Annotated in this window: 20 protein-coding genes and 1 other RNA gene; 11 read left to right on the plus strand and 10 right to left on the minus strand. The window is 32.3% G+C overall.

Going from position 1 to position 22,198, the window contains the following annotated elements; translation table 11 throughout:
* The first annotated feature begins 46 nt into the window (after positions 1-46).
* From D1818_RS23570 to D1818_RS25555, 4 genes are all read left to right on the plus strand, one after another.
* On the plus strand, positions 47-1,009 hold the full coding sequence (locus D1818_RS23570) for a type IX secretion system membrane protein PorP/SprF (RefSeq protein ID WP_118462491.1): 963 nt from the start codon (positions 47-49) through the stop codon (positions 1,007-1,009).
* Positions 1,010-1,028: 19 nt separating this feature from the next.
* Positions 1,029-2,987, plus strand: a complete 1,959-nt coding sequence (locus D1818_RS23575; protein WP_118462493.1) for an OmpA family protein — start codon at positions 1,029-1,031, stop codon at positions 2,985-2,987.
* A gap of 411 nt (positions 2,988-3,398) precedes the next feature.
* Entirely contained in the window at positions 3,399-4,058 is a 660-nt protein-coding gene (locus D1818_RS23580; RefSeq protein WP_118462495.1) for an RNA methyltransferase, read from the plus strand.
* A gap of 199 nt (positions 4,059-4,257) precedes the next feature.
* On the plus strand, positions 4,258-4,401 hold the full coding sequence (locus tag D1818_RS25555) for a hypothetical protein (RefSeq protein WP_158597053.1): 144 nt from the start codon (positions 4,258-4,260) through the stop codon (positions 4,399-4,401).
* A 98-nt stretch (positions 4,402-4,499) separates the two neighbouring features.
* Here the strand turns inward: D1818_RS25555 and D1818_RS23585 are convergent, their stop codons facing one another.
* Entirely contained in the window at positions 4,500-5,201 is a 702-nt protein-coding gene (locus D1818_RS23585) for a hypothetical protein (protein WP_118462498.1), read from the minus strand.
* Between the two features lie 125 nt (positions 5,202-5,326).
* Between D1818_RS23585 and D1818_RS23590 the strand changes: the two genes are divergently transcribed.
* Positions 5,327-5,668: a VOC family protein gene (locus tag D1818_RS23590; protein WP_118462500.1), complete on the plus strand. Its 342-nt coding sequence runs from the start codon at positions 5,327-5,329 to the stop codon at positions 5,666-5,668.
* Between the two features lie 50 nt (positions 5,669-5,718).
* Here the strand turns inward: D1818_RS23590 and D1818_RS23595 are convergent, their stop codons facing one another.
* The 3 genes from D1818_RS23595 to D1818_RS23605 all read right to left on the minus strand — a co-directional run bounded on the left by D1818_RS23595 (position 5,719) and on the right by D1818_RS23605 (position 9,535).
* Positions 5,719-6,483 (minus strand): carboxypeptidase-like regulatory domain-containing protein, encoded by a 765-nt coding sequence (locus D1818_RS23595; RefSeq protein WP_118462502.1) that lies wholly within the window; start codon positions 6,481-6,483, stop codon positions 5,719-5,721.
* Positions 6,484-6,598: 115 nt separating this feature from the next.
* A complete protein-coding gene (locus D1818_RS23600) occupies positions 6,599-8,368 on the minus strand; it encodes a DEAD/DEAH box helicase (protein WP_118462504.1) in 1,770 nt (589 codons plus the stop codon).
* Positions 8,369-8,485: 117 nt separating this feature from the next.
* On the minus strand, positions 8,486-9,535 hold the full coding sequence (locus tag D1818_RS23605; RefSeq protein ID WP_118462506.1) for a glutaminyl-peptide cyclotransferase: 1,050 nt from the start codon (positions 9,533-9,535) through the stop codon (positions 8,486-8,488).
* Positions 9,536-9,622: 87 nt separating this feature from the next.
* Here D1818_RS23605 and ffs point away from each other — a divergent pair.
* The 3 genes from ffs to fsa all read left to right on the plus strand — a co-directional run bounded on the left by ffs (position 9,623) and on the right by fsa (position 11,396).
* An RNA gene (ffs, locus tag D1818_RS23610) (signal recognition particle sRNA small type) lies at positions 9,623-9,721 on the plus strand.
* A 123-nt stretch (positions 9,722-9,844) separates the two neighbouring features.
* Complete coding sequence (locus D1818_RS23615; RefSeq protein WP_118462508.1) at positions 9,845-10,666, plus strand: SDR family oxidoreductase; 822 nt, start codon at positions 9,845-9,847, stop codon at positions 10,664-10,666.
* A gap of 76 nt (positions 10,667-10,742) precedes the next feature.
* Complete coding sequence (gene fsa, locus D1818_RS23620) at positions 10,743-11,396, plus strand: fructose-6-phosphate aldolase (RefSeq protein WP_118462510.1); 654 nt, start codon at positions 10,743-10,745, stop codon at positions 11,394-11,396.
* Positions 11,397-11,430: 34 nt separating this feature from the next.
* On the opposite strand, the gene D1818_RS23625 is transcribed toward fsa, so the two are convergent.
* Positions 11,431-12,846, minus strand: a complete 1,416-nt coding sequence (locus D1818_RS23625) for a hypothetical protein (protein WP_118462513.1) — start codon at positions 12,844-12,846, stop codon at positions 11,431-11,433.
* 295 nt (positions 12,847-13,141) lie between these two features.
* Here D1818_RS23625 and D1818_RS23630 point away from each other — a divergent pair, with 295 nt between their 5' ends.
* Positions 13,142-14,770, plus strand: a complete 1,629-nt coding sequence (locus tag D1818_RS23630) for an ABC-F family ATP-binding cassette domain-containing protein (RefSeq protein ID WP_118462515.1) — start codon at positions 13,142-13,144, stop codon at positions 14,768-14,770.
* Between the two features lie 64 nt (positions 14,771-14,834).
* On the opposite strand, the gene D1818_RS23635 is transcribed toward D1818_RS23630, so the two are convergent.
* Positions 14,835-15,437, minus strand: a complete 603-nt coding sequence (locus D1818_RS23635; RefSeq protein ID WP_118462517.1) for a TetR/AcrR family transcriptional regulator — start codon at positions 15,435-15,437, stop codon at positions 14,835-14,837.
* A gap of 86 nt (positions 15,438-15,523) precedes the next feature.
* Between D1818_RS23635 and D1818_RS23640 the strand changes: the two genes are divergently transcribed.
* Positions 15,524-17,377 (plus strand): fatty acid desaturase, encoded by a 1,854-nt coding sequence (locus tag D1818_RS23640; RefSeq protein ID WP_118462520.1) that lies wholly within the window; start codon positions 15,524-15,526, stop codon positions 17,375-17,377.
* Positions 17,374-18,933: a GMC oxidoreductase gene (locus tag D1818_RS23645; RefSeq protein ID WP_118462522.1), complete on the plus strand. Its 1,560-nt coding sequence runs from the start codon at positions 17,374-17,376 to the stop codon at positions 18,931-18,933. Before D1818_RS23640 ends, D1818_RS23645 begins: the two co-directional genes overlap by 4 nt.
* Here the strand turns inward: D1818_RS23645 and D1818_RS23650 are convergent.
* The 4 genes from D1818_RS23650 to D1818_RS23665 all read right to left on the minus strand — a co-directional run bounded on the left by D1818_RS23650 (position 18,930) and on the right by D1818_RS23665 (position 22,024).
* The gene (locus D1818_RS23650) at positions 18,930-19,139 is read right to left on the minus strand and encodes a hypothetical protein (RefSeq protein ID WP_118462524.1); all 210 of its coding nucleotides are present in this window, start codon (positions 19,137-19,139) and stop codon (positions 18,930-18,932) included. The genes D1818_RS23645 and D1818_RS23650 overlap by 4 nt on opposite strands.
* 5 nt (positions 19,140-19,144) lie before the next feature.
* A complete protein-coding gene (locus D1818_RS23655) occupies positions 19,145-19,372 on the minus strand; it encodes a putative signal transducing protein (RefSeq protein ID WP_118462527.1) in 228 nt (75 codons plus the stop codon).
* A gap of 9 nt (positions 19,373-19,381) precedes the next feature.
* Positions 19,382-20,101, minus strand: coding sequence for a hypothetical protein (locus D1818_RS23660; RefSeq protein WP_118462529.1), 720 nt, complete (start codon positions 20,099-20,101; stop codon positions 19,382-19,384).
* A gap of 144 nt (positions 20,102-20,245) precedes the next feature.
* Positions 20,246-22,024, minus strand: a complete 1,779-nt coding sequence (locus D1818_RS23665; protein WP_118462531.1) for a serine hydrolase — start codon at positions 22,022-22,024, stop codon at positions 20,246-20,248.
* Positions 22,025-22,198 lie beyond the last annotated feature (174 nt).

Genomic DNA, 22,198 nt, shown 5'->3' on the forward strand with positions numbered 1-22,198 from the left:
AGTGAAAACCTGTAAGATTATACTTGAATTTTTTAAATAAAAGTTAATGAGAAAAAAATATATACTAATTGTTATGGTTCTTTTAGGTTTCGTCCTACAACAAAGTAGTTGGGCTCAGCAAGACGCTCAGTATACTCAGTATATGTATAACACAATTAGTGTAAATCCTGCTTACGCAGGTAGTCGAGGAGTTATGAGTATAATGGGCTTACACCGAAGTCAATGGGTAGGGCTTGACGGAGCTCCACGTACTCAAACGTTAACTCTAAATACACCCATAGGAGATAATAATCGAGTTGGATTAGGATTATCAATTGTAAATGATGAAATCGGACCCACTGATGAAACATATTTTGATATTGATTTTTCTTATACAATTCCTACTTCGGATACTGGAAAATTAAGTTTTGGATTAAAAGCAGGTGGACATTTATTGAATGTAGATTTTGATCGATTGTCACAGTTTGAAACAGGGGATCCTCTTTTTGGTAATGGAAATATCGATAATAAATTTAGTCCCAATGTAGGTGTTGGGTTTTATTATCATACAGATAAATTTTATGTAGGGTTGAGTGCCCCAAATTTATTAGAAACAGACCATTTTGATGAAGGAGCAGAGATAGATGATAATGGTAATTCATCATTTATAGCAGAAGAACGGGTCAATTATTATTTAATAGCAGGACATGTTTTTGATCTTAGTGATACTGTAAAATTTAAACCAGCTGTACTAAGTAAATTAGTATTTGGAGCTCCGCTACAGGTAGATGTTTCTGCTAATTTCTTATTGTATGATAAATTAACGTTGGGAGTTGGATATAGATGGAGTGCTGCATTTAGCGCGATGGCTGGGTTCCAGGTGTCAGACTCTTTAATGATTGGTTTTGCTTATGACAAAGAGACTACAGAATTAGGGAGAACACAATTTAATGATGGTAGTTATGAAGTTATGTTACGTTTTGAACTATTTAGAAAATATAATAGAATGCTAACACCTAGATTCTTTTAGAAAAATGATTATGAACTTTATGAAATATATTATTTCTACATTTTTAATTTTTATGTTTTCGTGTGTTTTGATTGCACAAGAAAAAAGACTCTTGAGAGCGGATGAAAACTTTAATAGATATGCGTTTGTAGATGCTCGTAAAATTTATTTGGATGTAGCAGAAAAAGGATATACTTCTGCTGACTTATTAAAAAAGCTTGGAGATTCTTATTACTTTAATGGACAACTGGAAAAATCTGTCGTATGGTATGAGAAATTGATAAATGAGTATCCCGATGATTTAGATACAGAATACCTGTTTAGATATTCACAAAGTTTAAAAAGTATCAAAAAGTATGACGAAGCTGATAAGATTATGGAAACGTTTTATAACATAACCAATACGGATCAACGAGCGGTGTATTTCGTAAGTACTCGTGACTATCTTAGGTTTATTGAAATGCAATCTGGTAAGTTTACACTGAAAAAAATAAGTATTAATTCTACCTTTTCAGATTATGCGCCTAGTTTTGATAATCTTGGAAATCTTGTTTTTGCTTCTTCAAGAGGAAACCGTAGTTCTATGTCAAAAGTTATTCACGAATGGAATGAAATGCCTTTTTTAGACCTTTATAAGTCTGATATCGAAACTGATAAAAATGTATTAGGACCAGTTAAAAAAATAAAAGGTAAGATAAATACTAAGTTTCACGAATCCTCCACTTCTTTTAGTTCTGATGGGCAAATAGTGTATTTTACAAGAAATAATTTTACAAAAAAGAAACTTAAATCAGATGCTAATGGAACTATTCTTTTAAAGTTATATCGAGCAAGGTTAGAAGGTAGTAAGTGGGTTGATATAGAAGAGTTGCCATTTAATAGTGAAGAGTATTCCGTGGCTCATCCAGCATTAACCGCAGATGGTAAATATTTATATTTTGCTAGTGATATGCCTGGTACTAGAGGGTTGTCGGATTTGTATAAAGTAGAAGTGTTTCCGGATGGTAATTTTGGTGATCCTATCAATCTTGGAGATAAAATAAATACAGAGGGAAGAGAAACTTTTCCATATATAAGTGATTCCGGAAGACTTTATTTTGCGAGTGATGGACACGTTGGGCTAGGTGGATTAGATATATTCGTAACAGTTCCAGAAGAAGGTGCTTTTTCTATACCATACAATATAGGAAGACCTGTAAATAGTTCGGAAGATGATTTTAGTTTTGTATTAAATGAAGAAACTAAAATAGGTTATTTTTCTAGTAATAGACAAGGAGGTAAAGGAAATGATGATATTTATAGTTTTAAACAAATAGATGAATTAATAACTTCCTGTAGGCAATATGTTTCTGGAGTAGTAACAGAGGATTCTACGGGTGAGATATTAGCCAATTCCGATGTAATCTTATTGGATGGTGATGGTAACGAAATCAATAAAACGATAAGTGATGATAATGGAGTCTATTCTTTTGAAGTAAAATGTGAGAAATCCTATATTATTAGAGCGCTTAAAGATGGGTATAACCCTTCAGAAGAAATGTTGTTGACCAATACAGCCTTAGAATATACCCACAAAGTACCGTTACAATTATCTAAAGGAGGTCTTAATAATAAAGAGGTACTTCCTGGAGATGATTTAGCAAAAGTATTAGGTCTTCAAATTATTTACTTTGATTTAGATAAGTCTTTTATAAGACCAGATGCAGAAATAGAATTACAAAAGATAATAGCTGCGATGAAAGAATATCCAACGATAAAAATTGATGTTCGTTCTCATACAGATAGTCGTGCCCCAGATGATTATAATTTGGCTTTGAGTGAACGCCGTGCAAGAAGTACAATCAACTATATTGTGGGAAAAGGAGGGATTGATAAGTCCAGGCTCTCAGGAAGAGGTTATGGAGAATCTTCCTTAGTGAATCAATGTAAAAATGATGTAAACTGTAATGAACAAGAACATCAAAAAAATAGAAGAAGTGAGTTTATTTTGTTAGAATAATGTGTAATAAAACTTTATATGGTCAATAAGTTTATTAGGATACTAAAGAAAATATCATAGAAAAATGAAGTAATAATAATAGAATATGATTTGTTAATAGGAGCTGATTTAATTTCGGAAATGAAAGTGTTTTTTATTTTTATATGACGATGGGAATAAAAACGTTAAGCAACAAATTCTTACAATAATTTTCGATCTTATTTTGGTATAGACCTCTCTAATCGTATGGGTAACGAAAGAGAGGTCTTCCTTATTATAAGAGATTTCATTGTATATTTTTTCGAGAGATTATTTATTATAAATGTTTTTGTTATTTATAAGTTTGCTTGCTAGAGAAACTTCATATTCTTAATAGTATCAAAATCACTTTTTTCCTTTCTAAATAACCAATGTTTCCTATTTTAGCAGTCTATGATAGATCATAAACTATTAGAGTATTTAGAATCTTTTCTCACTCCAAGAAGACAGGGTTTGTATAAAAAAGTAATTGAGCAGCGTACCAATTACTTTACGGTGGCGGTAGAAGATGTGTATCAATTACATAATACTAGCGCAGTCATAAGAAGTTGTGATATTTTTGGTATTCAGAATGTACATGTAATAGAAGAAATTAATGCGAAGCGTATTGATCGAGAAATAGCTATGGGAGCTCAGAAATGGGTTGATATTAATAGATATACAACCACCAAAGAATGTATTACTTCTCTGAAAAATAAAGGATATCAGATAGTAGCGACTACACCACATGATAATTCGGTAGAGCTAAAGGATTTTGATATCAGTAAACCTTCAGCGTTTTTCTTTGGTCAAGAGCTGCAAGGATTAAGTGATACTGTGCTGGGCGCGGCGGATACAAAATTACATATCCCAATGGTTGGATTTACAGAAAGTCTTAATATTTCTGTTTCTGCAGCTATTATTTTACAGCATATTACCTCTTTACTCAGAAATTCAGATATTGACTGGCGGTTATCCGAAGAGGAGAAACTAGAAAAAAGATTAGATTGGTCTAAAAAAGTTATTAAAAGTCATGAAAAAATCATAGCGAGATATAAAGAAGAGAATAAATGACAAATACTAAATAACCAATTACGAATTACGAATAATGAGCTACAAATTCTAATCGACAATGTTCTTTTTTAATTGTAATTTGCTTATAAATAAAGGTTTACACGTAAAAGGTTAATGTGCTTAAATCAAAGGTTTTAAAAATTAATTTCCTATATTTGATAAGGACTAAACGTTTTAACTCCCTAAAAACACCTTTGTCATGAGCAAAAAACAGTCACCTACCAACAAAGTAAAAATGCTTTTAAAGCAAGTAAAAACAGGCTTTAAATCAAACAAAACAGTAATCAATTATCCATCAGAAGTAGTTCACGATATCTTTCATAAAAGAACAAGTACTTCTTAGTTTTAAATTTTATAGTTTTTACACTATTTTTTAAAAAAGAGGTCATATTTTCTTAAGAACTAGATGATCTCTGTTGTCTAATTATTAGGTTATCCTACTCATTTCCTGTTTAAGAATATGTTTTGGGTAAAGTAATTGTTGTAATCATAATTTTCTTTTACTTCTATAACTCTAGAAAAGTTATTATAACTAGGATCTGTTACTCTTAATTCCCAGAATCCTTTTGGTAATTGTAAAGTATACAGTCCATTTTCTGATAGTGTAGAAAAATGCCTGATCCCATCCTGAAAGACCTCAACCGATATAGGGTTCTGAATTTGCTGAAAAGTACTATTGTCCATAATTCGACCTTTTACATTGTAAAAACTCTGCAGTACTGGTTCTCTTTTTGATGTTTTGGAACCATTCCAGTTATACCAGCGAGTAGCATTATTCCAAATCCAGTTTCCAGTGAAAACGTTGTTGTAATTCTGATCGTTCATTTCAAAACGAATAATACCCTTTCTGTTCAATTGGTAGTTTTCGAAAGTACCTTCAAAGTATTCCTTACTATTTATATAATGACGATATCCATAAATTACTCCAATATTATCATAGTCTCCATAAATTAGTTCTCCACGTTCTACCAGTCTCAAAGCACCATATGTTGAGTTCCAGGTTCCTGTCCAGTCAATATTAGAGTGGAGACTACCTTTTTGTGATAAGGATGCATCTTCAAGAAATAATTCATCATCATCGTTTGAACAGTTAAAGAAGATTAGCGAAATAAAGAATAAGCCGAATAGTTTTAATGTTTTCATTTTATGAATGTTAATTAAGTTGTATCCATTAGTGTGTTAGGATTTTTTAGGTTAACATATACGCTAAATTTTTTGCTATATTGTAACTAATTCACAACGATTTTGTATAATTTAAATGAATAAATATGATTACTTGGTTTGAAATTCCTGTTATAAATATGGATCGCGCTAAAGCTTTTTATGAAAAGGTTTTTGATATAGAAATTGGTGTTCACAAAATGGATGGATTACAAATGGGATGGTTTCCAAACAAGAATGAATCCGGTATTGCTACAGGATCATTGATTGATGCAGGAGAACATTATAAACCTAGTAAAGATGGTGTTTTGGTTTATTTTTCCTGCGAAGATGTAGCCAACGAGATTAGTAGAGTAGAAGCGGCTGGAGGGAAAGTAGTGTCTAGTAAAAAACAAATATCACCAGAGAACGGATATATGGGATATTTTATAGATTCTGAAGGTAAATAGAATAGCATTGCATTCCTATAAATAGGAATTAAATTAGAAATGGTTTAATATTATTTTCTATCTAAAACTTTGTATTCTTCGTAGCATTCACTAATGGCATCAAGAATCTGAAGATCATTGGCAAATTTTATAAAGTCCGCAGAGTAATTACAATTTCGTAGTATTTCATCAATATCCAAGCGCTCTACTTGTAGCAGAGCCATGAGCGTAGCTCTATCAAATTTTGTTTCCAAAAGATTTCTGATTTCGTCATCTTTCTTCATTTTTCTTAGTTTCCGCAATTCATTAGAACGCTTACCGAAAATATTATAGAGGAAATCTGCTGGATTAAATATAGCTCCGAGTACTTTATTAACTGCTCCGGGTTGTCTACTGCCTCCTTCATATCCAGAATTTAATCCAGAGATACTGTATCTATAATTGTTATATACTGGAATTTTTTTAGCATCGATTTCTAAGTATCCTGTGAGTTGTACATCCGCTACAACTACTTCTTCCAATGCAATACCAAGTTCCGTCATTTTGATTTTTACATCACCAAATTTTTTCCAGTCATTGGTTACTCTAACTCTCAGAGGTTTATATCCTATATATGTAAAATATAAGGTGTCATTTACTTTAGCTTTAATTTCAAAATCACCTTCATTGTTGGTAATGGTACCTATTACCTGACTAAGGTTTACAATGTGAACATTTTGTAATTTGATATCATTAGAGGCATTAAGTACTTTTCCGGATACTGTTTCTGATTCAGTTTCCTGAGCATATGTACCAATGCCTATAACAAGTATTATGTAGATTAATATTCTTTTCAAAAGTTTATTTTTTGTAGTAATTCTATATTAACTATTATATAAGACGACCAATTTATACGAACATAACATAAAAATCGGACCAAAAATCATATAGTTTAGTTAATTCAGAAAAAAATTATCTACGATCACTACGTTTTCTTCGGTCTCTTCTTCCGCTACCACCACGATCACCACCACTATCATTATCACGACGGCCTTTTCCTCTAGGTGTAAAGCCTTCGCTTCTGCGTTTTCCTTTAAAACCACCTCCATTACTATCTCTACGACGTCTACCACCACCTCTGCTGCGGCCAGAATCTTTAGAGATTTCTATGTTTACTTTTCTTCCTTCTAGCTTGAAATCTTCAAAAATTGCCAGAATATTGTCCTGATGTTCTGAGTCTGTATTAAAGAAAGAAAAACTTTCTTTTACATCCACGCGACTCACAGCATCTCTTCCTAAATCTAATGTTTCTTTAAGGAAGTCTTTTAAAGTCATCCAATCAAATCCATCTTTTTCACCCACGTTGATAAAATAACGTGTACTTCCGTGACCTCCTCTAGAATCCCCTCTACTTTCTCCAGCAGCATTAAGATCTTTAGCTTTTTTATAATAATTATGAAAACGAGAGAACTCTACAGAAAAAAACTTTTTAATAAGCTCTTCTTTAGTAAAATCTTCTAATACTTCATTTATAGAAGGCAGGTAATTATCAATTTCGTGATTTATTTCCGCTTTTGCAATATCATTAGCTAAATGAAATAATTGAACTTGACATATTTCTTCTCCACTTGGGATTTCTTTTTCTTCGAACTTCTGTTTAATAATTCGCTCTACCGTCTTTATTTTTCTAAGTTCACTCTTAGAAACAATAACCATAGAAACACCATTTTTTCCTGCACGTCCTGTTCTTCCGCTTCTATGTGTATAGGTTTCAATCTCATCAGGTAATTGATAATTAATTACGTGAGTAATATCATCAACATCGATACCACGTGCAGCTACATCTGTAGCTACTAACATTTGGATCTGACGATTTCTAAAACTTTTCATAACCAGATCTCTCTGATTTTGACTAAGATCACCGTGTAAAGCGGCAGCATTATATCCATCTTCGATAAGACTTTCTGCAACTTTTTGGGTGTCTCTTTTGGTACGGCAAAATATTACAGAAAAAATATCAGGATTAGCATCTGCTAATCTTTTTAAAGCGGCATAACGATCTCGTGAATTAACTACATAATATTCATGAGATACGTTCTTGGAACCGGTATTTTTATGACCTACAGTGATTTCTACTGGATTATGCATAAAACGCTTAGCAATAGTAGAAACTTCTCTTGGCATAGTTGCAGAGAATAACCACGTGCTTTTGTCCTCTGGAGTGTGGGATAAGATAGCAGTAATATCCTCATAGAATCCCATATTAAGCATTTCATCAGCTTCATCTAGAACACAATAACCTATATTAGAGATGTCTACCATCTTACGGTTAATCATATCCTGCATTCGTCCTGGTGTAGCAACTATAATCTGTGCACCACGCTTAATTTCTTTTGCCTGATCATGAATACTGGCACCTCCATAGATCGCTACAGTTCGTAATCCTTTACTAAACTTGGAGTAATTTTTTAGTTCATTGGTAATTTGTAAACAAAGTTCACGCGTAGGAGATAATATCAATCCTTGCGTAATTCTACTTTCGTTATCTACTTTTTCAATTAGTGGAAAACCAAATGCTGCGGTCTTTCCAGTTCCGGTTTGTGCAAGTGCAACAATATCCGTTTCGTTATCAAGCAAAATAGGGATCGCCTTTTCCTGTACTTCACTAGGGGTTTCGAACCCCATTTCATTCACAGCCTTAATAATGGCTTCGCTGAGGCCTAATGCTTCAAATTTGTTCATATAATTCAAAATAAGCCGCAAAGGTACGGTTTATTATCTGTCTATAATAATAACGAAGTAGTTATTCTGATGTTACAAAATAATTAATAATAATAGTCAGTAAAATGAAAATAAAAATTACCTAATAATCTCAATTTCAAAAAGTTTGTCCCAATTCTTGCCTGTCACAAATAATTGTTTTGTCTCTTTTTTATACGCAATACCGTTTAAAACATCTAGGTCAGAATGTTGGGTTACTTTTTCTCTTAGACCAGACAGATCGATAACTGCTTCTAGCGCTCCATTTTTAGGATTAATAACTGCAATCCCATCTTTTTGCCAGGTGTTTGCATAGATTTTCCCTTCTATCCACTCTAATTCGTTAAATTTTGACTTTACTTTCTTATGGGTAGCAACTTCTATATAAGACTTTTCGGCTAAAGTCTCAGGATCTAATATCCAGATTTTTTCAGTCCCATCACTCTTGTAAATTTGTTTGCCATCATTACATAATCCCCAACCTTCTTTACTTTTGTTATAAGCAAAATTTCCAGTTTTTTCTAACGTATTTAGGTTATAAATAAACCCTTCTTTAGATTGCCAAGTTAATTGAATTATTTTGTCTTTAACGATCGTAATCCCTTCGGCAAAATATTTTCTATTAATATCTTTTTTCGCGATTACTTCTCCTGTTTTATAATTTACTTTTCTTAACGATGATAAACCATTTTTACCAGTGCTTTCATAAAGGGTATCACCTACAAACTCGAGTCCTTGTGTGAAGGCATTTTGATCGTGAGGGTATTCTGCTATAATCTTATACTTATATAATTTAGGAGGTATGTTATTAAGTAAGGTGATTTTTTTATAAATATCTTCTTCTTCACCATCAAAATACACAATGGCTTTAAGAAGGTGTTTACCCAGTCTTTCGTTATCAAGTTTCTCTTCATAAGTAAATCCACTACTAGAATTTGATCTAATATCACCTAGAAAGAATACGACAGAATCGATTTCAATTTTTTTGTTGTTAGCAATACTGGCTTTTATAGTTTCACCTAGTTTAAATTTGCTCTGATTGTTATCGGTTTTTATCGAAAAATGTTTTTTTTTCGTATCGGCATTACTACCACAAGAAAAAATGAGAGCGCATAATGTTATGATGACGAAGAGGTTACGTTTGTTCATGATGTTGGTCAAATTTAGAGCAAGATATTTATTTTAATTGGGTTTAAAAAATCATTGTTTTATATACTAAAGATTGTATCTTTGCACCGGCAAGTCCTACACAACTAGCTCCTGTTGAATCCTCCAGGGCGGGAACGCAGCAAAGGTAAACGGTTGTAGCAGTGTGATGTAGGTAGCTTGCCTTTTTTTGTACCCAATACTTTCCTTAAGAAGACTTTCTTTTATCAGATTCTTAATCTTAAATTTTATACATTCAAAAGCGTAATTCGTAAATGGTAATTCATAATTGGGAATTGTATATTTGCAAATATGAACACAGATCAAAATTCTAAAATTGTCTTAATAACTGGAGGCTCCTCTGGTATAGGTAAATCTATAGGAGTATTTCTTGCTAATAAAGGGTATATCGTATACGGAACAAGCAGAAACCCTTCACGTTTTTCGGATTTCAATTCTTTTACTTTGTTGCAATTAGATGTCGCTGATAAAAATAGTATAGCGTCTACTGTGAAGACTATTGAACAAAAACACGGAAGACTAGATGTTTTGATTAATAACGCTGGAGCAGGAATCACTGGACCACTAGAAGAAATTCCTGAAGAAGAAATTATTAAAAACTTTACTACTAATTATTTTGGACCTATTAATGTGACCAAAGCTGTTTTGCCATTAATGAGGAAACAAGGAAGTGGTTTGATTATTAATATTACTTCGATAGCGGGATATATGGGGCTACCTTATAGAGCAGTTTATAGTGCTTCTAAAGCAGCTTTAGAAATGACTACGGAAGCTTGGAGAATGGAGTTGAAGTCATTTAATATTAATATGACCAATGTAGCTCCTGGAGATTTTGCTACCAATATTGCAGCTGGACGATATCACGCTCCTGTTATAGAAGGTTCTCCTTATGAGAAATCCTATGGTAAATCTTTACAATTGATGGATGAACACGTAGATGAAGGCATGGATCCTGATAAAATGGCTAAAGCTGTTTATGGAGTTATACTTAATACTAAGCCTAAAGTACATTATAAAGTAGGTGCGTTTATGCAAAAATTTTCTATTGTTTTAAAAAGAATTTTACCAGATAAAGTATATGAGAAATTACTAATGAATCATTATAAGTTGTAATTTTGACCACATTGTTTAAAAAACGTATTATAAATAATAATCATAATAAATAAATCATAAATCTAAACACAACAATATGAAGTTTTTTATTGATACTGCTAACCTTGATCAGATTAAAGAAGCACAGGATCTTGGTGTACTTGATGGAGTTACTACAAATCCATCATTAATGGCTAAAGAAGGTATCACAGGCAAAGAAAATATTATAGAGCACTATAAAAAAATATGCGATATAGTAACCGGAGATGTAAGTGCCGAAGTAATTTCTACTGATTTTGAAGGAATCATTAAAGAAGGAGAAGAGCTGGCTAAACTTCATGATCAGATTATAGTAAAAGTTCCAATGATCAAGGAAGGTGTAAAAGCAATAAAATATTTTAGTGATAAAGGAATAAAAACCAATTGCACGTTGGTGTTTTCTGTCGGACAAGCATTATTAGCTGCAAAAGCTGGTGCAACTTATGTTTCTCCCTTTATTGGTAGATTAGATGATATTTCTACAGATGGATTAAATTTGATTGCAGAGATTCGATTGGTGTATGACAACTATGGTTTTGATACACAAATCTTAGCAGCTTCTGTAAGACATACAATGCATGTTATCGATTGTGCGAAAATAGGAGCAGATGTTATGACAGGACCTCTTTCTTCTATAGAAGGATTGCTAAAGCATCCATTAACAGATATCGGTTTAGCAAAATTCTTAGCAGATTATAAAAAAGGAAACTAAATACCGTAAAACATAAAAATTAAAAAACTGTTCTTTAATCTAGAACAGTTTTTTGTTTTTCTAAACTAGCTAGTCTGCTATAACTCATTAGTTGTTTTTCGAAAAAAGAAGAAAATAGATCCGCATTAGGATTTATTATTTTCCCATCACGGTCAACTAGAATTACTTTATTTGTATAGTGGATTACTAATTCGTCAGAAGAACATTTAGGGAATTTAAATTCGTACTCACGATCTAAATTGTATTGATGTCTTTTTATAGTTTTTAACCAGTTATCTGTTTGTTCGTCGTCAGTATTGATTCCGATAAAATCAATATCAGGATATACTTTACTTAAATAATCAGTTTTCTTATGAGCTTGGATATAATGATCTTTTCTTTCTATTGACCAAAAGTACAAGGCTGTAACTGGCTTTTCGAAAAGAGCTGATAACTTAGTCATTTCTCCATTTGAAGAGATAAGATCCTGATCAGGAATAATATTATTAGGTTTGAGCCTGGCAGTAGCTTTCGCCATTTTTATGAGTTCAGTCTGAAACTTCTTGTCACTACTAATGGATAAATAATGATCTAATACCTTTTGCGAAGTATAATCATTTTTGTTATCCAAAATAAAATTTGTCGTGATACCTCTTAAGAGGTTATTTTTAATATACGAATGATGTATCATACTATCCACAAGATCTAATTTGTACACAGTATATGCTACCTTGCTTTTGGAGAAAGATTTTTGATTCATATACTTTGTATACGATGAATTTGTGAAATAATGATTTAGAAATCTGTTGTAAGAATATAATCTCATTAAATCATCATCATTAAAATCCCCTTTGTCTCTATAGTCAAAAAAATCTTTTGGATATTCTGCAGTAGCATTAATATTCTTAATTCTAGAATATTGCTGTTTATACAAAAACATTTCATATCTGGAAAAGAAATCGTATTCAAAACTGGATCTGCATATCTTTTTAGAAAGATCGCTTAGTTCGTATTTGTTAGTAAGAGATTTGAATCTTTTTTCTCTCAACTCGAACAAAGAATCCTGTTCTTTTTTAAACTGTCTTGGAGTTTGTCTAATTCTTCTTTTTTGCAAGTTTTCCCTTTCTAGTTCATTTTGCAAAAACATATCAATCAAAAAATTGTTTTTTCTAGCACCTCGACCCGTAAAAACCAATGATTCATCAAATTCTAAAGTATTTAATCTTACTAAAATACTATCTCCTTTTTCTAAAAGTACTAACTGATATTCTGGGTTATGTCTAAAAGAATACAAACCTTCTTTTATATCTTCAATTTTATGTGAAAATCGATTGTTTTTATCCAAATAAATGGTGTCGGGATGTTTTTTATCTTTAAAAAGAACTATGTAGTCCGCATTTGGATTTACAATTTCTCCACCAAAATAGATATGATCATTTGTAACTTCTGTAGTAGAGTCACAATTAGACAAACAGAAACTGACAATAATTATGCCGATAAGATATTTTATCCTGACGAAATACATTTTGGGCGCTATTATTTATACTGACAAACATTCAAAAATAAATGGAAACGTGGCTATCGCTTGTTAAGAATTCGTTAATTGTGTTATTATTAGTTAATGTATAAGGAATATAAAAAAATAAAAAATTAATTGTGTTCGGTTAAGTTTTATCAATTACTATTTAAAATACTATCATATTGTTTCAGGTTGTGGATCCATTTTTCTACTTTTGCCGAAAATACAATTTTTACAAAATATAGCTATGTTATCAGTTTCTAATCTTTCAGTTCAATTCGGTAAACGTGTTTTATTCGACGATGTAAATACGAGTTTCGTACAGGGTAATTGCTACGGTATTATCGGGGCAAACGGTGCAGGGAAATCTACTTTCTTGAAAATTTTAGCAGGAGATTTGGAACCAACTTCAGGACATGTGATTCTAGAAACAGGTAAGCGAATGTCTGTTTTGTCACAAGATCATTATGCTTATGATGAGTTTACTGTTTTAGAGACCGTTGTAATGGGAAATAAAATATTATATAATGTAAAAAAAGAGATTGATGCATTATACGCAGATTATACAGATGAAAATGCAGAGAAAATAGGAGAGCTTCAGGTGCAGTTTGAAGAAATGAACGGATGGAATGCCGATAGTAATGCCGCTACTATGCTTTCTAGCTTAGGGATAAAAGAGGATTTGCATTATACAAGTATGTCAGACTTAGACACGAAACAACGTGTTCGTGTGTTAATAGCTCAGTGTTTATTTGGGAAGCCAGATGTACTTATTATGGATGAGCCTACCAATGATTTGGATTACGAAACAATTTCCTGGTTAGAAAACTTTTTAGCCAATTTTGATAATACAGTTATTGTTGTTTCTCACGACCGTCACTTTTTAGATTCTGTTTGTACGCATATATCAGATATTGATTTCTCTAAAATTAATCATTATAGCGGTAATTATACTTTTTGGTATGAGTCTTCTCAGTTAGCAGCAAAACAACGTGCGCAACAAAATAAAAAATCAGAAGAAAAGAAGAAAGAATTACAAGAATTTATAGCTCGTTTTAGTGCAAATGTTGCAAAGTCAAAACAGGCTACCTCTCGTAAAAAGATGATTGAGAAACTTAATATAGAAGATATAAAACCATCTAGTCGTCGTTACCCTGCAATAATTTTTGAAAGAGATAGAGAAGCAGGTGATCAAATCCTAAATGCAGAAGGATTAGCGGCTAAAAGTATTGAAGGAGAAATACTTTTTAAAGGAGTAGATGTGAACCTAGCAAAAGGGGATAAAGTTGTCGTTTTTTCTAAAGATTCACGTGCAACTACAGCTTTTTATCAAATACTTAATGATAAACAAAAAGCAGATGATGGTAAATTTGCTTGGGGTATCACAACTACACAATCTTATCTTCCAGCAGACAATAGTGAATATTTTCAGAATGATTTAACACTGGTAGATTGGTTACGCCAATGGGCAACTACGGAAGAAGAAAGAGAAGAAGTATTTATTAGAGGGTTTCTTGGAAAAATGATTTTTAGTGGAGAAGAAGCACTAAAAAAATCAAATGTGTTATCAGGAGGAGAGAAAGTGCGATGTATGTTATCTAGAATGATGATGACCAGAGCAAATGTATTGATGCTTGATGAACCTACGAACCATTTAGACCTGGAATCAATTACTGCATTTAATAATTCTTTAAAAAACTTTAAAGGAACTATTCTTTTTACAACACATGATCACGAGTTTGCACAGACTGTTGCGAATCGAGTTATTGAGTTAACACCAAATGGAGTGATCGATCGTTATACTACTTTTGATGAGTACATGAGTGATAATAAAATTAAAGAATTACGTGAGAAAATGTATGCAGTGAATGTGTAAACGTAATAGAAAAATTATAGTTAATTCTTAAAATCCTGCAAGTTGCAGGATTTTTTTTGCTTCGTTATTTCGCAACCAACCCTTCAAACTTAATGTACATATATTCGGTAATTGCAGATTCTAATGTTTGTTGATTATTATTAAAGAAAGTATGGTCCGTAATGAGTTGCATAATGAAATACTCATCTAATTTGATTAATAGTTCCGGAGAAACAGCTTTAAACATATTGTTTTCAATCCCATAAATGTAAAAATCCTTTAGATCTTTTAATAAACCTTTTAAAAATTTTTCAACAATATTCCAGGCATCAGGATAATGGATTTGTAACTGTTTTAGATAAAAAGGCGAAATATCTTTTACGCCTTCTGCAAGAATTTTAGCTAATGTTTCATATTGGTAATTTAGCCCAGATAGTTCTCCAGAGATCTCATTTTTATAAGCTTTAAGATGATCAACTCTAATCTGAGTGATATATTCAAAAATTTCTTCTTTAGTTACAAAATATTGATAAATAGTGGATTTGCTTTTGTTCATTAAACTTGCTAGATCATCCATAGTAAGATCTCCAAGTTCGGTTGTTCTTAGTTCATAAAGAAGTGCTTGTGTCCATTGTTCAACCTTTTTGTTTTTATCTTTTCTTTCTCTGCTAATTGATTTTCTTCCCATACTTGGTAATTTACTAAAATCGAACTATATTTGAATTAATAGTTCGAAAAAATAAATATGTTTTTTCAAACATAACCAATTGAGTCGTGAAAAATAAAGCAGCTTGGCAAAAATATTCAGGAAAATTAGCTTGGCCTACAGTACTATTATTTGGTTTTTTATGTATTGGGTATATATTACTATGGGATTTTTACACTAACGGACTTTCAGAAGTGTGGACTTCCTTAATAGGAGCAGCATTGGCTTATGGTATGTTTACGATTGCTCATGAAGCCAGTCATGGTAACATTTCTGGAGGAGTACGGTCATTTGTGAAATTAGAACAAGTTTTAGGATGGTTATCAAGTTTTTTTCTGTTGTTTCCATTTTCAGCATTTGTAGTTATTCATCTTAGTCATCACGCTCATACGAATGATCCAGTTAATGATCCTGATCATTATGTAAATGGTAGTAATCCTTTTACTATTTTTTTTAGGTGTTTAACGCTAATTAGTCACTATTTTGGATTAACCTTAGGGAAGCATAGTAAAAAGAATACTGCAATGAATTCAGTTAGAAATCAATCTGTTGTATTTGTGTTTGTATTGGTTGCTGTTCTAGGTATTTTGATTTTGTCAGGAAATGGTAAGGCTTTATTCTATGTTTTTATATTGTCTGCACTTATTGCGGCACCAATTCTGGCTTTTTCTTTTGATTGGTTACCACATTACCCTCATAATAACTTAAGTAAATATCATAACACTCGCGTAATCACTATTTCTGGACTTGAATTCTTATCATTATACCAGAGTTATCATCTCATACATCATTTGTATCCCAGAGTTCCATTTTATAAATACCGTAGTTGTTTTTTGGATATAGAATCAGAGCTTCTCGAAAAGCAATCAATTATAGAAGGTTTCAGAAGTCAAGATTTAAAGTTACTTGATAAACAAAACACCTATGTTGATATTCGATCCGGAAAAACTTGGAGTTATATTCTAGAAGTAGAAAATGTTTTTCAGGAAACATCTAATGTGGTTAAGATTGTTTTTAAGAATTTGGAATACAATCGTTTTTTATATAAATCGGGACAATATGTAGTTGTTGCTGATTATGTAGATAATAGTTTGGTAAGCAGATGCTATTCCATTTGCGAAGATCCTGTAACAGGAAAACTTGGGATTGCAGTAAAAAGTGTTCAAGGTGGTAAGTTGTCTAGTCATCTCGTGACAAAAGTTAAAGAAAAAGATACATTAAGAGTTTCTGGTCCCTTTGGAAAATTTCTTTTACCTCGTGATATTGATAAACCATTTCTTTTTATCGCAGGTGGAAGTGGTATTACTCCAATAATATCCATGATTAAGTTTGTTCTTAGAGCTTCTGAAGAAAAGGTCAAATTGTTATATGGATGTAGAAGTAATGCAGATGTTATTTTTTCTAGAGAACTTACAGATCTTTCTAATATGTATTCTAAACGATTTACATATTTACTAAGTTTTGAAATTTTAGATGCTGATCGACAATATCGATATGTAATAGATACTGAGATAGATACCTATTGTTATGTCTGTGGACCTACACCAATGATGCAAGTTTCTAAAGACATCTTAAGTAAGATTGGTGTTCCCGATAATTTGATTAGAGCGGAGGAGTTTTCTCAAGAATCAAAAAAACTTTCCGGTATTCTATATCAAGTCGATGCAAGCATAAATAACAAAGAACTTGCTTTTAACGCAGATTGTTCAGAAACTATATTAGAAGCTGCTTTGAGAACAGATAATAAAATGCCGCACGCTTGTATGATGGGAGATTGCGGAACTTGTAAAGCAAAACTTATCGATGGAGATGTTACCTGGAATTCTAAAGAGGATATAGTGCTTCTGGACCATGAAATAGATCAGGGGTATGTTTTAACTTGTATGTGCTCACCAAAAACCGATATAACTATAGAGGTATGAGAATTGAAGAAGAATATGATTACGTGATTATTGGAAGCGGTTTTGGTGGATCTGTAAGCGCGTTACGTCTTTCAGAAAAAGGATATAAAGTTTTAGTCATCGAAAAAGGGAAATGGTATCAACCAAAAGATTTTCCCAAATCAAACTGGAATCTTAGGAAATGGCTTTGGGTTCCTTTTTTTAGGTGGTTTGGTATTATGAAGATGTCCTTCTTTAAACATGTAGTTGTAATTTCTGGAACAGGAGTAGGGGGAGGTTCTTTGGTGTATGCGAACACACTTCCGGTTCCAAAAGAAGAATTCTTTACTTCTGGTAGTTGGAAAAACCTGGCAGATTGGCAATCAGAATTAGCACCATTTTATAAGACTGCATTAAAAATGTTGGGGGCCCAGAAAAACCCTCTACTTTTTGATGGAGATAAAGGACTAAAAGAGTTGGCAGACAGCTTGAACATAAAAGATGATTTTTCTGCTACAGATGTTGCCGTTTTTTTTGGAACACCTAATAAAACAGTTCCTGATCCTTATTTTGAAGGAAAAGGACCAGATCGAACTGGTTGTAATTATTGTGGAGGTTGTATGACGGGGTGTAGAATTGGAGCAAAAAATACATTGGATAAGAACTATTTATACTTAGCTCAACAACTTGGAGCTGATGTTCTGGCAGAAAATGAAGTTTTTGATGTAGTTCCCTATTCAGATGGATACCAAGTGAAGTTTAAAAGATCTACTCGTTTTTTTAAGTCAAAAAAAACTGTAAGAGCTAAGGGAATAGTTTTTTCTGGAGGTGTTTTAGGTACAGTGAAGTTGTTACTTAAGTTAAAGCGAAAATCTCTCCCGAGATTATCTAATCGTTTAGGATCAGATATCCGGACCAATAATGAAAGTTTGATCAGCGTTACAAATCTGGATGGTAAAAAAGATATGTCTAAAGGGGTCGCTATAGGTTCTATTTTGAATACTGATGAGAATAGTCATTTAGAAATTGTGCGATATGCTAAAGGTTCAGGATTTTGGCGGTTATCACATTTGCCATTAACTTATGGTAAGAATACAATAGTAAGGATTACGAAAATGATCACTAGTTTTATTAAACATCCGTTATCGTATTTTAGGCTATACACAGCAAAAGATTGGGGCAAGAGTACCGCTATCCTTTTATTTATGCAAACGTTGGATAGTACACTTAAGTTTAAGATAAATTCTTTTGGACTTATGAATACTAAGGTTACAGACGGAAAAAAACCAAGTGCTTTTATTCCACAATCCATTAGTTTGGCAAAACAATACGCAGAATTGACCGGAGGTAAAGAAACCGTTTTTGGATTAGAACCATTAGCAGGAATTCCTTCTACGGCTCACATTTTGGGAGGTGCTGTGATGGCAGATAATAGAGAAGAAGGGGTAATCGATAAGAACAATAAAGTATTTGGATACAAAAACATGTACATCTGCGACGGATCCATGATATCCTCTAATCCAGGAGTAAATCCATCCTTGTCTATAACAGCTATAACAGAAAGAGCAATGAATAATATACCTGATAAAGGTCTTTAGTTTTTGTTAGAATCCTGATTCTGAAAATGCCTATAAATTAGAAAACCACCATAAGCAATAAACAAAATAGTAAGAATAGCTCTATAATCCCATCCGGATTCAGCAAGAGTTCTCTGGTATAGTCTAAAACTTCCGAATAAAACTAGTGCAATTCCAATCATAAAATCCCAATTTTTCCTGGGGTTTCTATTCTCTTCTTCTTCCATAATGATTATGATAAACTTTTTTCTATAATTGGAATCGCTTCTTCTATATCTGTTTTTTTTACAAAGAGCTGAATATGATCTGGTATTCCACCACCAAAACCAGCAGCCATACCTGATTTCATATCATCTCTTGTTATAGAATTAATACCGCTATCCTGAAGCAGATTTTGTAAAAATTGGATATTAATTAGACTACCGGTATACACTCTTTCGTATTCACTTTCAGGAAACATATATTGTTGTTAAGCGTTAAAATATTTACTATCCCAGATAGCAGTATTAAAGTTTTTACCTAAAGCAAACCCGTAGAACAGCACAACTGCCGCTACAGATTTGAACATAAAGAGAAATATCATTATAAATTCCGAGGTATTACTTTCTTTACTAAACAATCCTTGCGGGACCATAAAGGTAATTAAAAGACTCACTAAAAAAGTGAGAATTAATAAATTTTCAAAACTCTTAAAAAACCACATCATCAATTTGCGAAATGGATGGAGATCATCTCCCCATTTATGAATTAGATAGTAGTAGTCATTCCCCATCGGAGCAAAAAGTAAAGGATCATCTGCATTAGCTAGCTTAAATAGTTTAGACGGAGCAATAATCTTAAAACCCTTTAATTCTATTTGATGGATTTTCTCTAAATCTTTTACTTTAGACACCGCTTCCTCAGGAAGTTTGCCTTTGAAATATTTAGAATCCAAAAAGCGTAATCTGTAATCTATACAGATTTTTTTAATCTGATCAATGTGATAGATGTTAGCACTTTTTAAGGAATCAAAAATAAAATGGTTTTCTGTTGCAGGAACACCGTTTTCTAATGTATTAATAATGCGATCATTCTTTTTGTTTTCCTCTTTAAAAATAGCTTGAACTTGTAATTCCCAACTTCCCGGGTCAAATTGCTTATCGCGTAGTTGAGTTAACTTTTTTTCGATATTGGTTTTAGGAATCATCATTTTTCTTTCTTTAGCATCACTAAATTAAGTATTTACGATCGGTATTACAAGAATTATGTCTTTTTAACAACTGTTGAATATGAATAGGTTATACATGTTTTTGTCATAAGAAAGAGGTATCAGTTTAGAAGAAGTTATAAGTTTTTAATTTTTTGATAAAGATTTCTTCTGGACATTGTAAGGTATATAGTTTTGCCATTTCCAAGGGGTGTATTTATCTCCTAATGCAACCTCCAATAATTCTTTAAAAATACTTTCTCCATTATCACTATTAGCCATAATCATAATTCCCTTTTCTGCTTCTGGAAATACAATCGAGTAGTTCTGAAAACCATCGCCATGTCCTTCTTTAAAAACTCCAATTCCATAAGGAGATTTCAACACTCCCCATCCTAATCCATAGCTAAGCTGTATATTGTCATTAAGCGATCCTTCTTTATAGGATAATGGACCAAATTGCGCCAATGTTCTGATTCTTATTTGCGGCTTGAAGATTTCGTTCCAGGAATCTTTAGAAATAATTTCACTTTGTAAGACAGCTTCAATAAATTTTGTATAATCTCCAGAAGTTGTTTCTAGAGTGCCACCACCTCTAGGCTCATTATCTTTGTCTTTTTTAAAAAGATTTCCTTCAACAGTATGACCATATGCAAAATCATTTTCAAATGTTTCATTCCACTGATAACTAGAGTGATTCATTTCTAATGGTTTAAATAATTTTTCTTGCGCTATTTCTTCAAGTCCTTTTCCTAATAATTTTTCGAGAACTACTTGTAGATAAATGAAACCTTCTCCAGAATAGCTGTAACGACTGCCTGGTTCGAAATTAACTCTTAGCTTTTGGTCAGATTCGTACCATCTATAATTATGAAATCCAGTAGTATGTGCTAAACACATACGAGCAGTTATTTTATGATATAATGAATCTGTTTTTAAAGCAGAAAAATCATCGTGCCATCTGGTTTTTGGTTCGTATTCATATATTTTTTTGGGAAGGTAAGATTCTAATGGAGTATCTAGATCAATAACTCCTTCTTCTACAAGTTTCATTACCAGGACAGAAAAAACCGCTTTACTAAAAGATGCTCCATAAAAGTTCGTGACGTCTGTTAATAACTGCTTTTGTTTGTAATTTTTGTATCCAAATACTTTTTTGTAAACGGCCTTATTTTTATTAAAAACAGTAACTGCCATACCATGTACATTTGCATCGGTAACTAATTGTTCTATTTTCGATGTTAAAGAATCTTTTGTGATAGTAGAGCGGTCTAATCTAACTATATGTTCTGATGTGTTAGTGGAACAGCTAATTGAGCTTAGAGAAATTATTGTAGCAAGAATTCCTATGTATTTTGCGGTCTTATTTTTCCTCAGAAAAGGAATAGATAAGGGGTAATAACACTTTTTAGAGTTTAATACAGAGATAATGTTTACTACGATCACAATAATGCTATAAGGAATAACAGCTATGAATAGAAAAAAACCTAGACCCGGTAACGTGACTAACGCTATAAATGAAAGAATAAATAAAATGGTCATCGTGATTTGAAAATTGATGATCAATCTCCCATGACGGTCATAGATTTTATTATCTTCTCTTTTATGTATCCAAAGAAATATGGGCAACAGAATGTTACATAACGGAATTACGAATCCAAGTATAGGAGTTGCATGTAATAGTAATAACCATTTTTGTTGTATCGTTTCTTCTTTAGGGTTGTCTAATGGAAGAAGATCATCTACTTCGATATCTAATGCAGTAGCTAATAGTTTTACTGTTTGTAAATGCGGATTTACTTCTCCCTTTTCTATTCGTTGGATGGTTCGTATCCCAACCTTTGTTCTATCTGATAACTCTTCCTGTGTGTATCCTTTTAATTTACGTTGATACAATAGATTTTTTGAAATTGATTGATGTTCCATGTTTTTGTTTTTTTTGTACAAGACAAAGCTATGGATAGCGCTCGGTCTTTGTTACGCCATTTAGGTGTCACCTATCTGTCATTTATTATTTTTATAGGGGTTTTGAGGTTAAAGATATGTTTTCTTTCATAAAAAATGCCTTTGAAAATTTCAAAGGCATTTTTTAAAATATCT

Source organism: Aquimarina sp. BL5 (genome assembly GCF_003443675.1).
Classification (GTDB): domain Bacteria; phylum Bacteroidota; class Bacteroidia; order Flavobacteriales; family Flavobacteriaceae; genus Aquimarina.

What these genes read in the sequence shown, in the direction of transcription:
- D1818_RS23600 (WP_118462504.1), bottom strand. Translation starts at nt 8,368, where the DNA reads ATGAACAAATTTGAAGCATTAGGCCTCAGCGAAGCCATTATTAAGGCT.
- D1818_RS23635 (WP_118462517.1), bottom strand. Translation starts at nt 15,437, where the DNA reads ATGGGAAGAAAATCAATTAGCAGAGAAAGAAAAGATAAAAACAAAAAG.
- D1818_RS23580 (WP_118462495.1), top strand. Translation starts at nt 3,399, where the DNA reads ATGATAGATCATAAACTATTAGAGTATTTAGAATCTTTTCTCACTCCA.
- D1818_RS23650 (WP_118462524.1), bottom strand. Translation starts at nt 19,139, where the DNA reads ATGGAAGAAGAAGAGAATAGAAACCCCAGGAAAAATTGGGATTTTATG.
- fsa (WP_118462510.1), top strand. Translation starts at nt 10,743, where the DNA reads ATGAAGTTTTTTATTGATACTGCTAACCTTGATCAGATTAAAGAAGCA.
- D1818_RS23585 (WP_118462498.1), bottom strand. Translation starts at nt 5,201, where the DNA reads ATGAAAACATTAAAACTATTCGGCTTATTCTTTATTTCGCTAATCTTC.
- D1818_RS23665 (WP_118462531.1), bottom strand. Translation starts at nt 22,024, where the DNA reads ATGGAACATCAATCAATTTCAAAAAATCTATTGTATCAACGTAAATTA.
- D1818_RS25555 (WP_158597053.1), top strand. Translation starts at nt 4,258, where the DNA reads ATGAGCAAAAAACAGTCACCTACCAACAAAGTAAAAATGCTTTTAAAG.
- D1818_RS23605 (WP_118462506.1), bottom strand. Translation starts at nt 9,535, where the DNA reads ATGAACAAACGTAACCTCTTCGTCATCATAACATTATGCGCTCTCATT.
- D1818_RS23615 (WP_118462508.1), top strand. Translation starts at nt 9,845, where the DNA reads ATGAACACAGATCAAAATTCTAAAATTGTCTTAATAACTGGAGGCTCC.
- D1818_RS23645 (WP_118462522.1), top strand. Translation starts at nt 17,374, where the DNA reads ATGAGAATTGAAGAAGAATATGATTACGTGATTATTGGAAGCGGTTTT.
- D1818_RS23630 (WP_118462515.1), top strand. Translation starts at nt 13,142, where the DNA reads ATGTTATCAGTTTCTAATCTTTCAGTTCAATTCGGTAAACGTGTTTTA.
- D1818_RS23655 (WP_118462527.1), bottom strand. Translation starts at nt 19,372, where the DNA reads ATGTTTCCTGAAAGTGAATACGAAAGAGTGTATACCGGTAGTCTAATT.
- D1818_RS23660 (WP_118462529.1), bottom strand. Translation starts at nt 20,101, where the DNA reads ATGATGATTCCTAAAACCAATATCGAAAAAAAGTTAACTCAACTACGC.
- D1818_RS23590 (WP_118462500.1), top strand. Translation starts at nt 5,327, where the DNA reads ATGATTACTTGGTTTGAAATTCCTGTTATAAATATGGATCGCGCTAAA.
- D1818_RS23570 (WP_118462491.1), top strand. Translation starts at nt 47, where the DNA reads ATGAGAAAAAAATATATACTAATTGTTATGGTTCTTTTAGGTTTCGTC.
- D1818_RS23575 (WP_118462493.1), top strand. Translation starts at nt 1,029, where the DNA reads ATGAAATATATTATTTCTACATTTTTAATTTTTATGTTTTCGTGTGTT.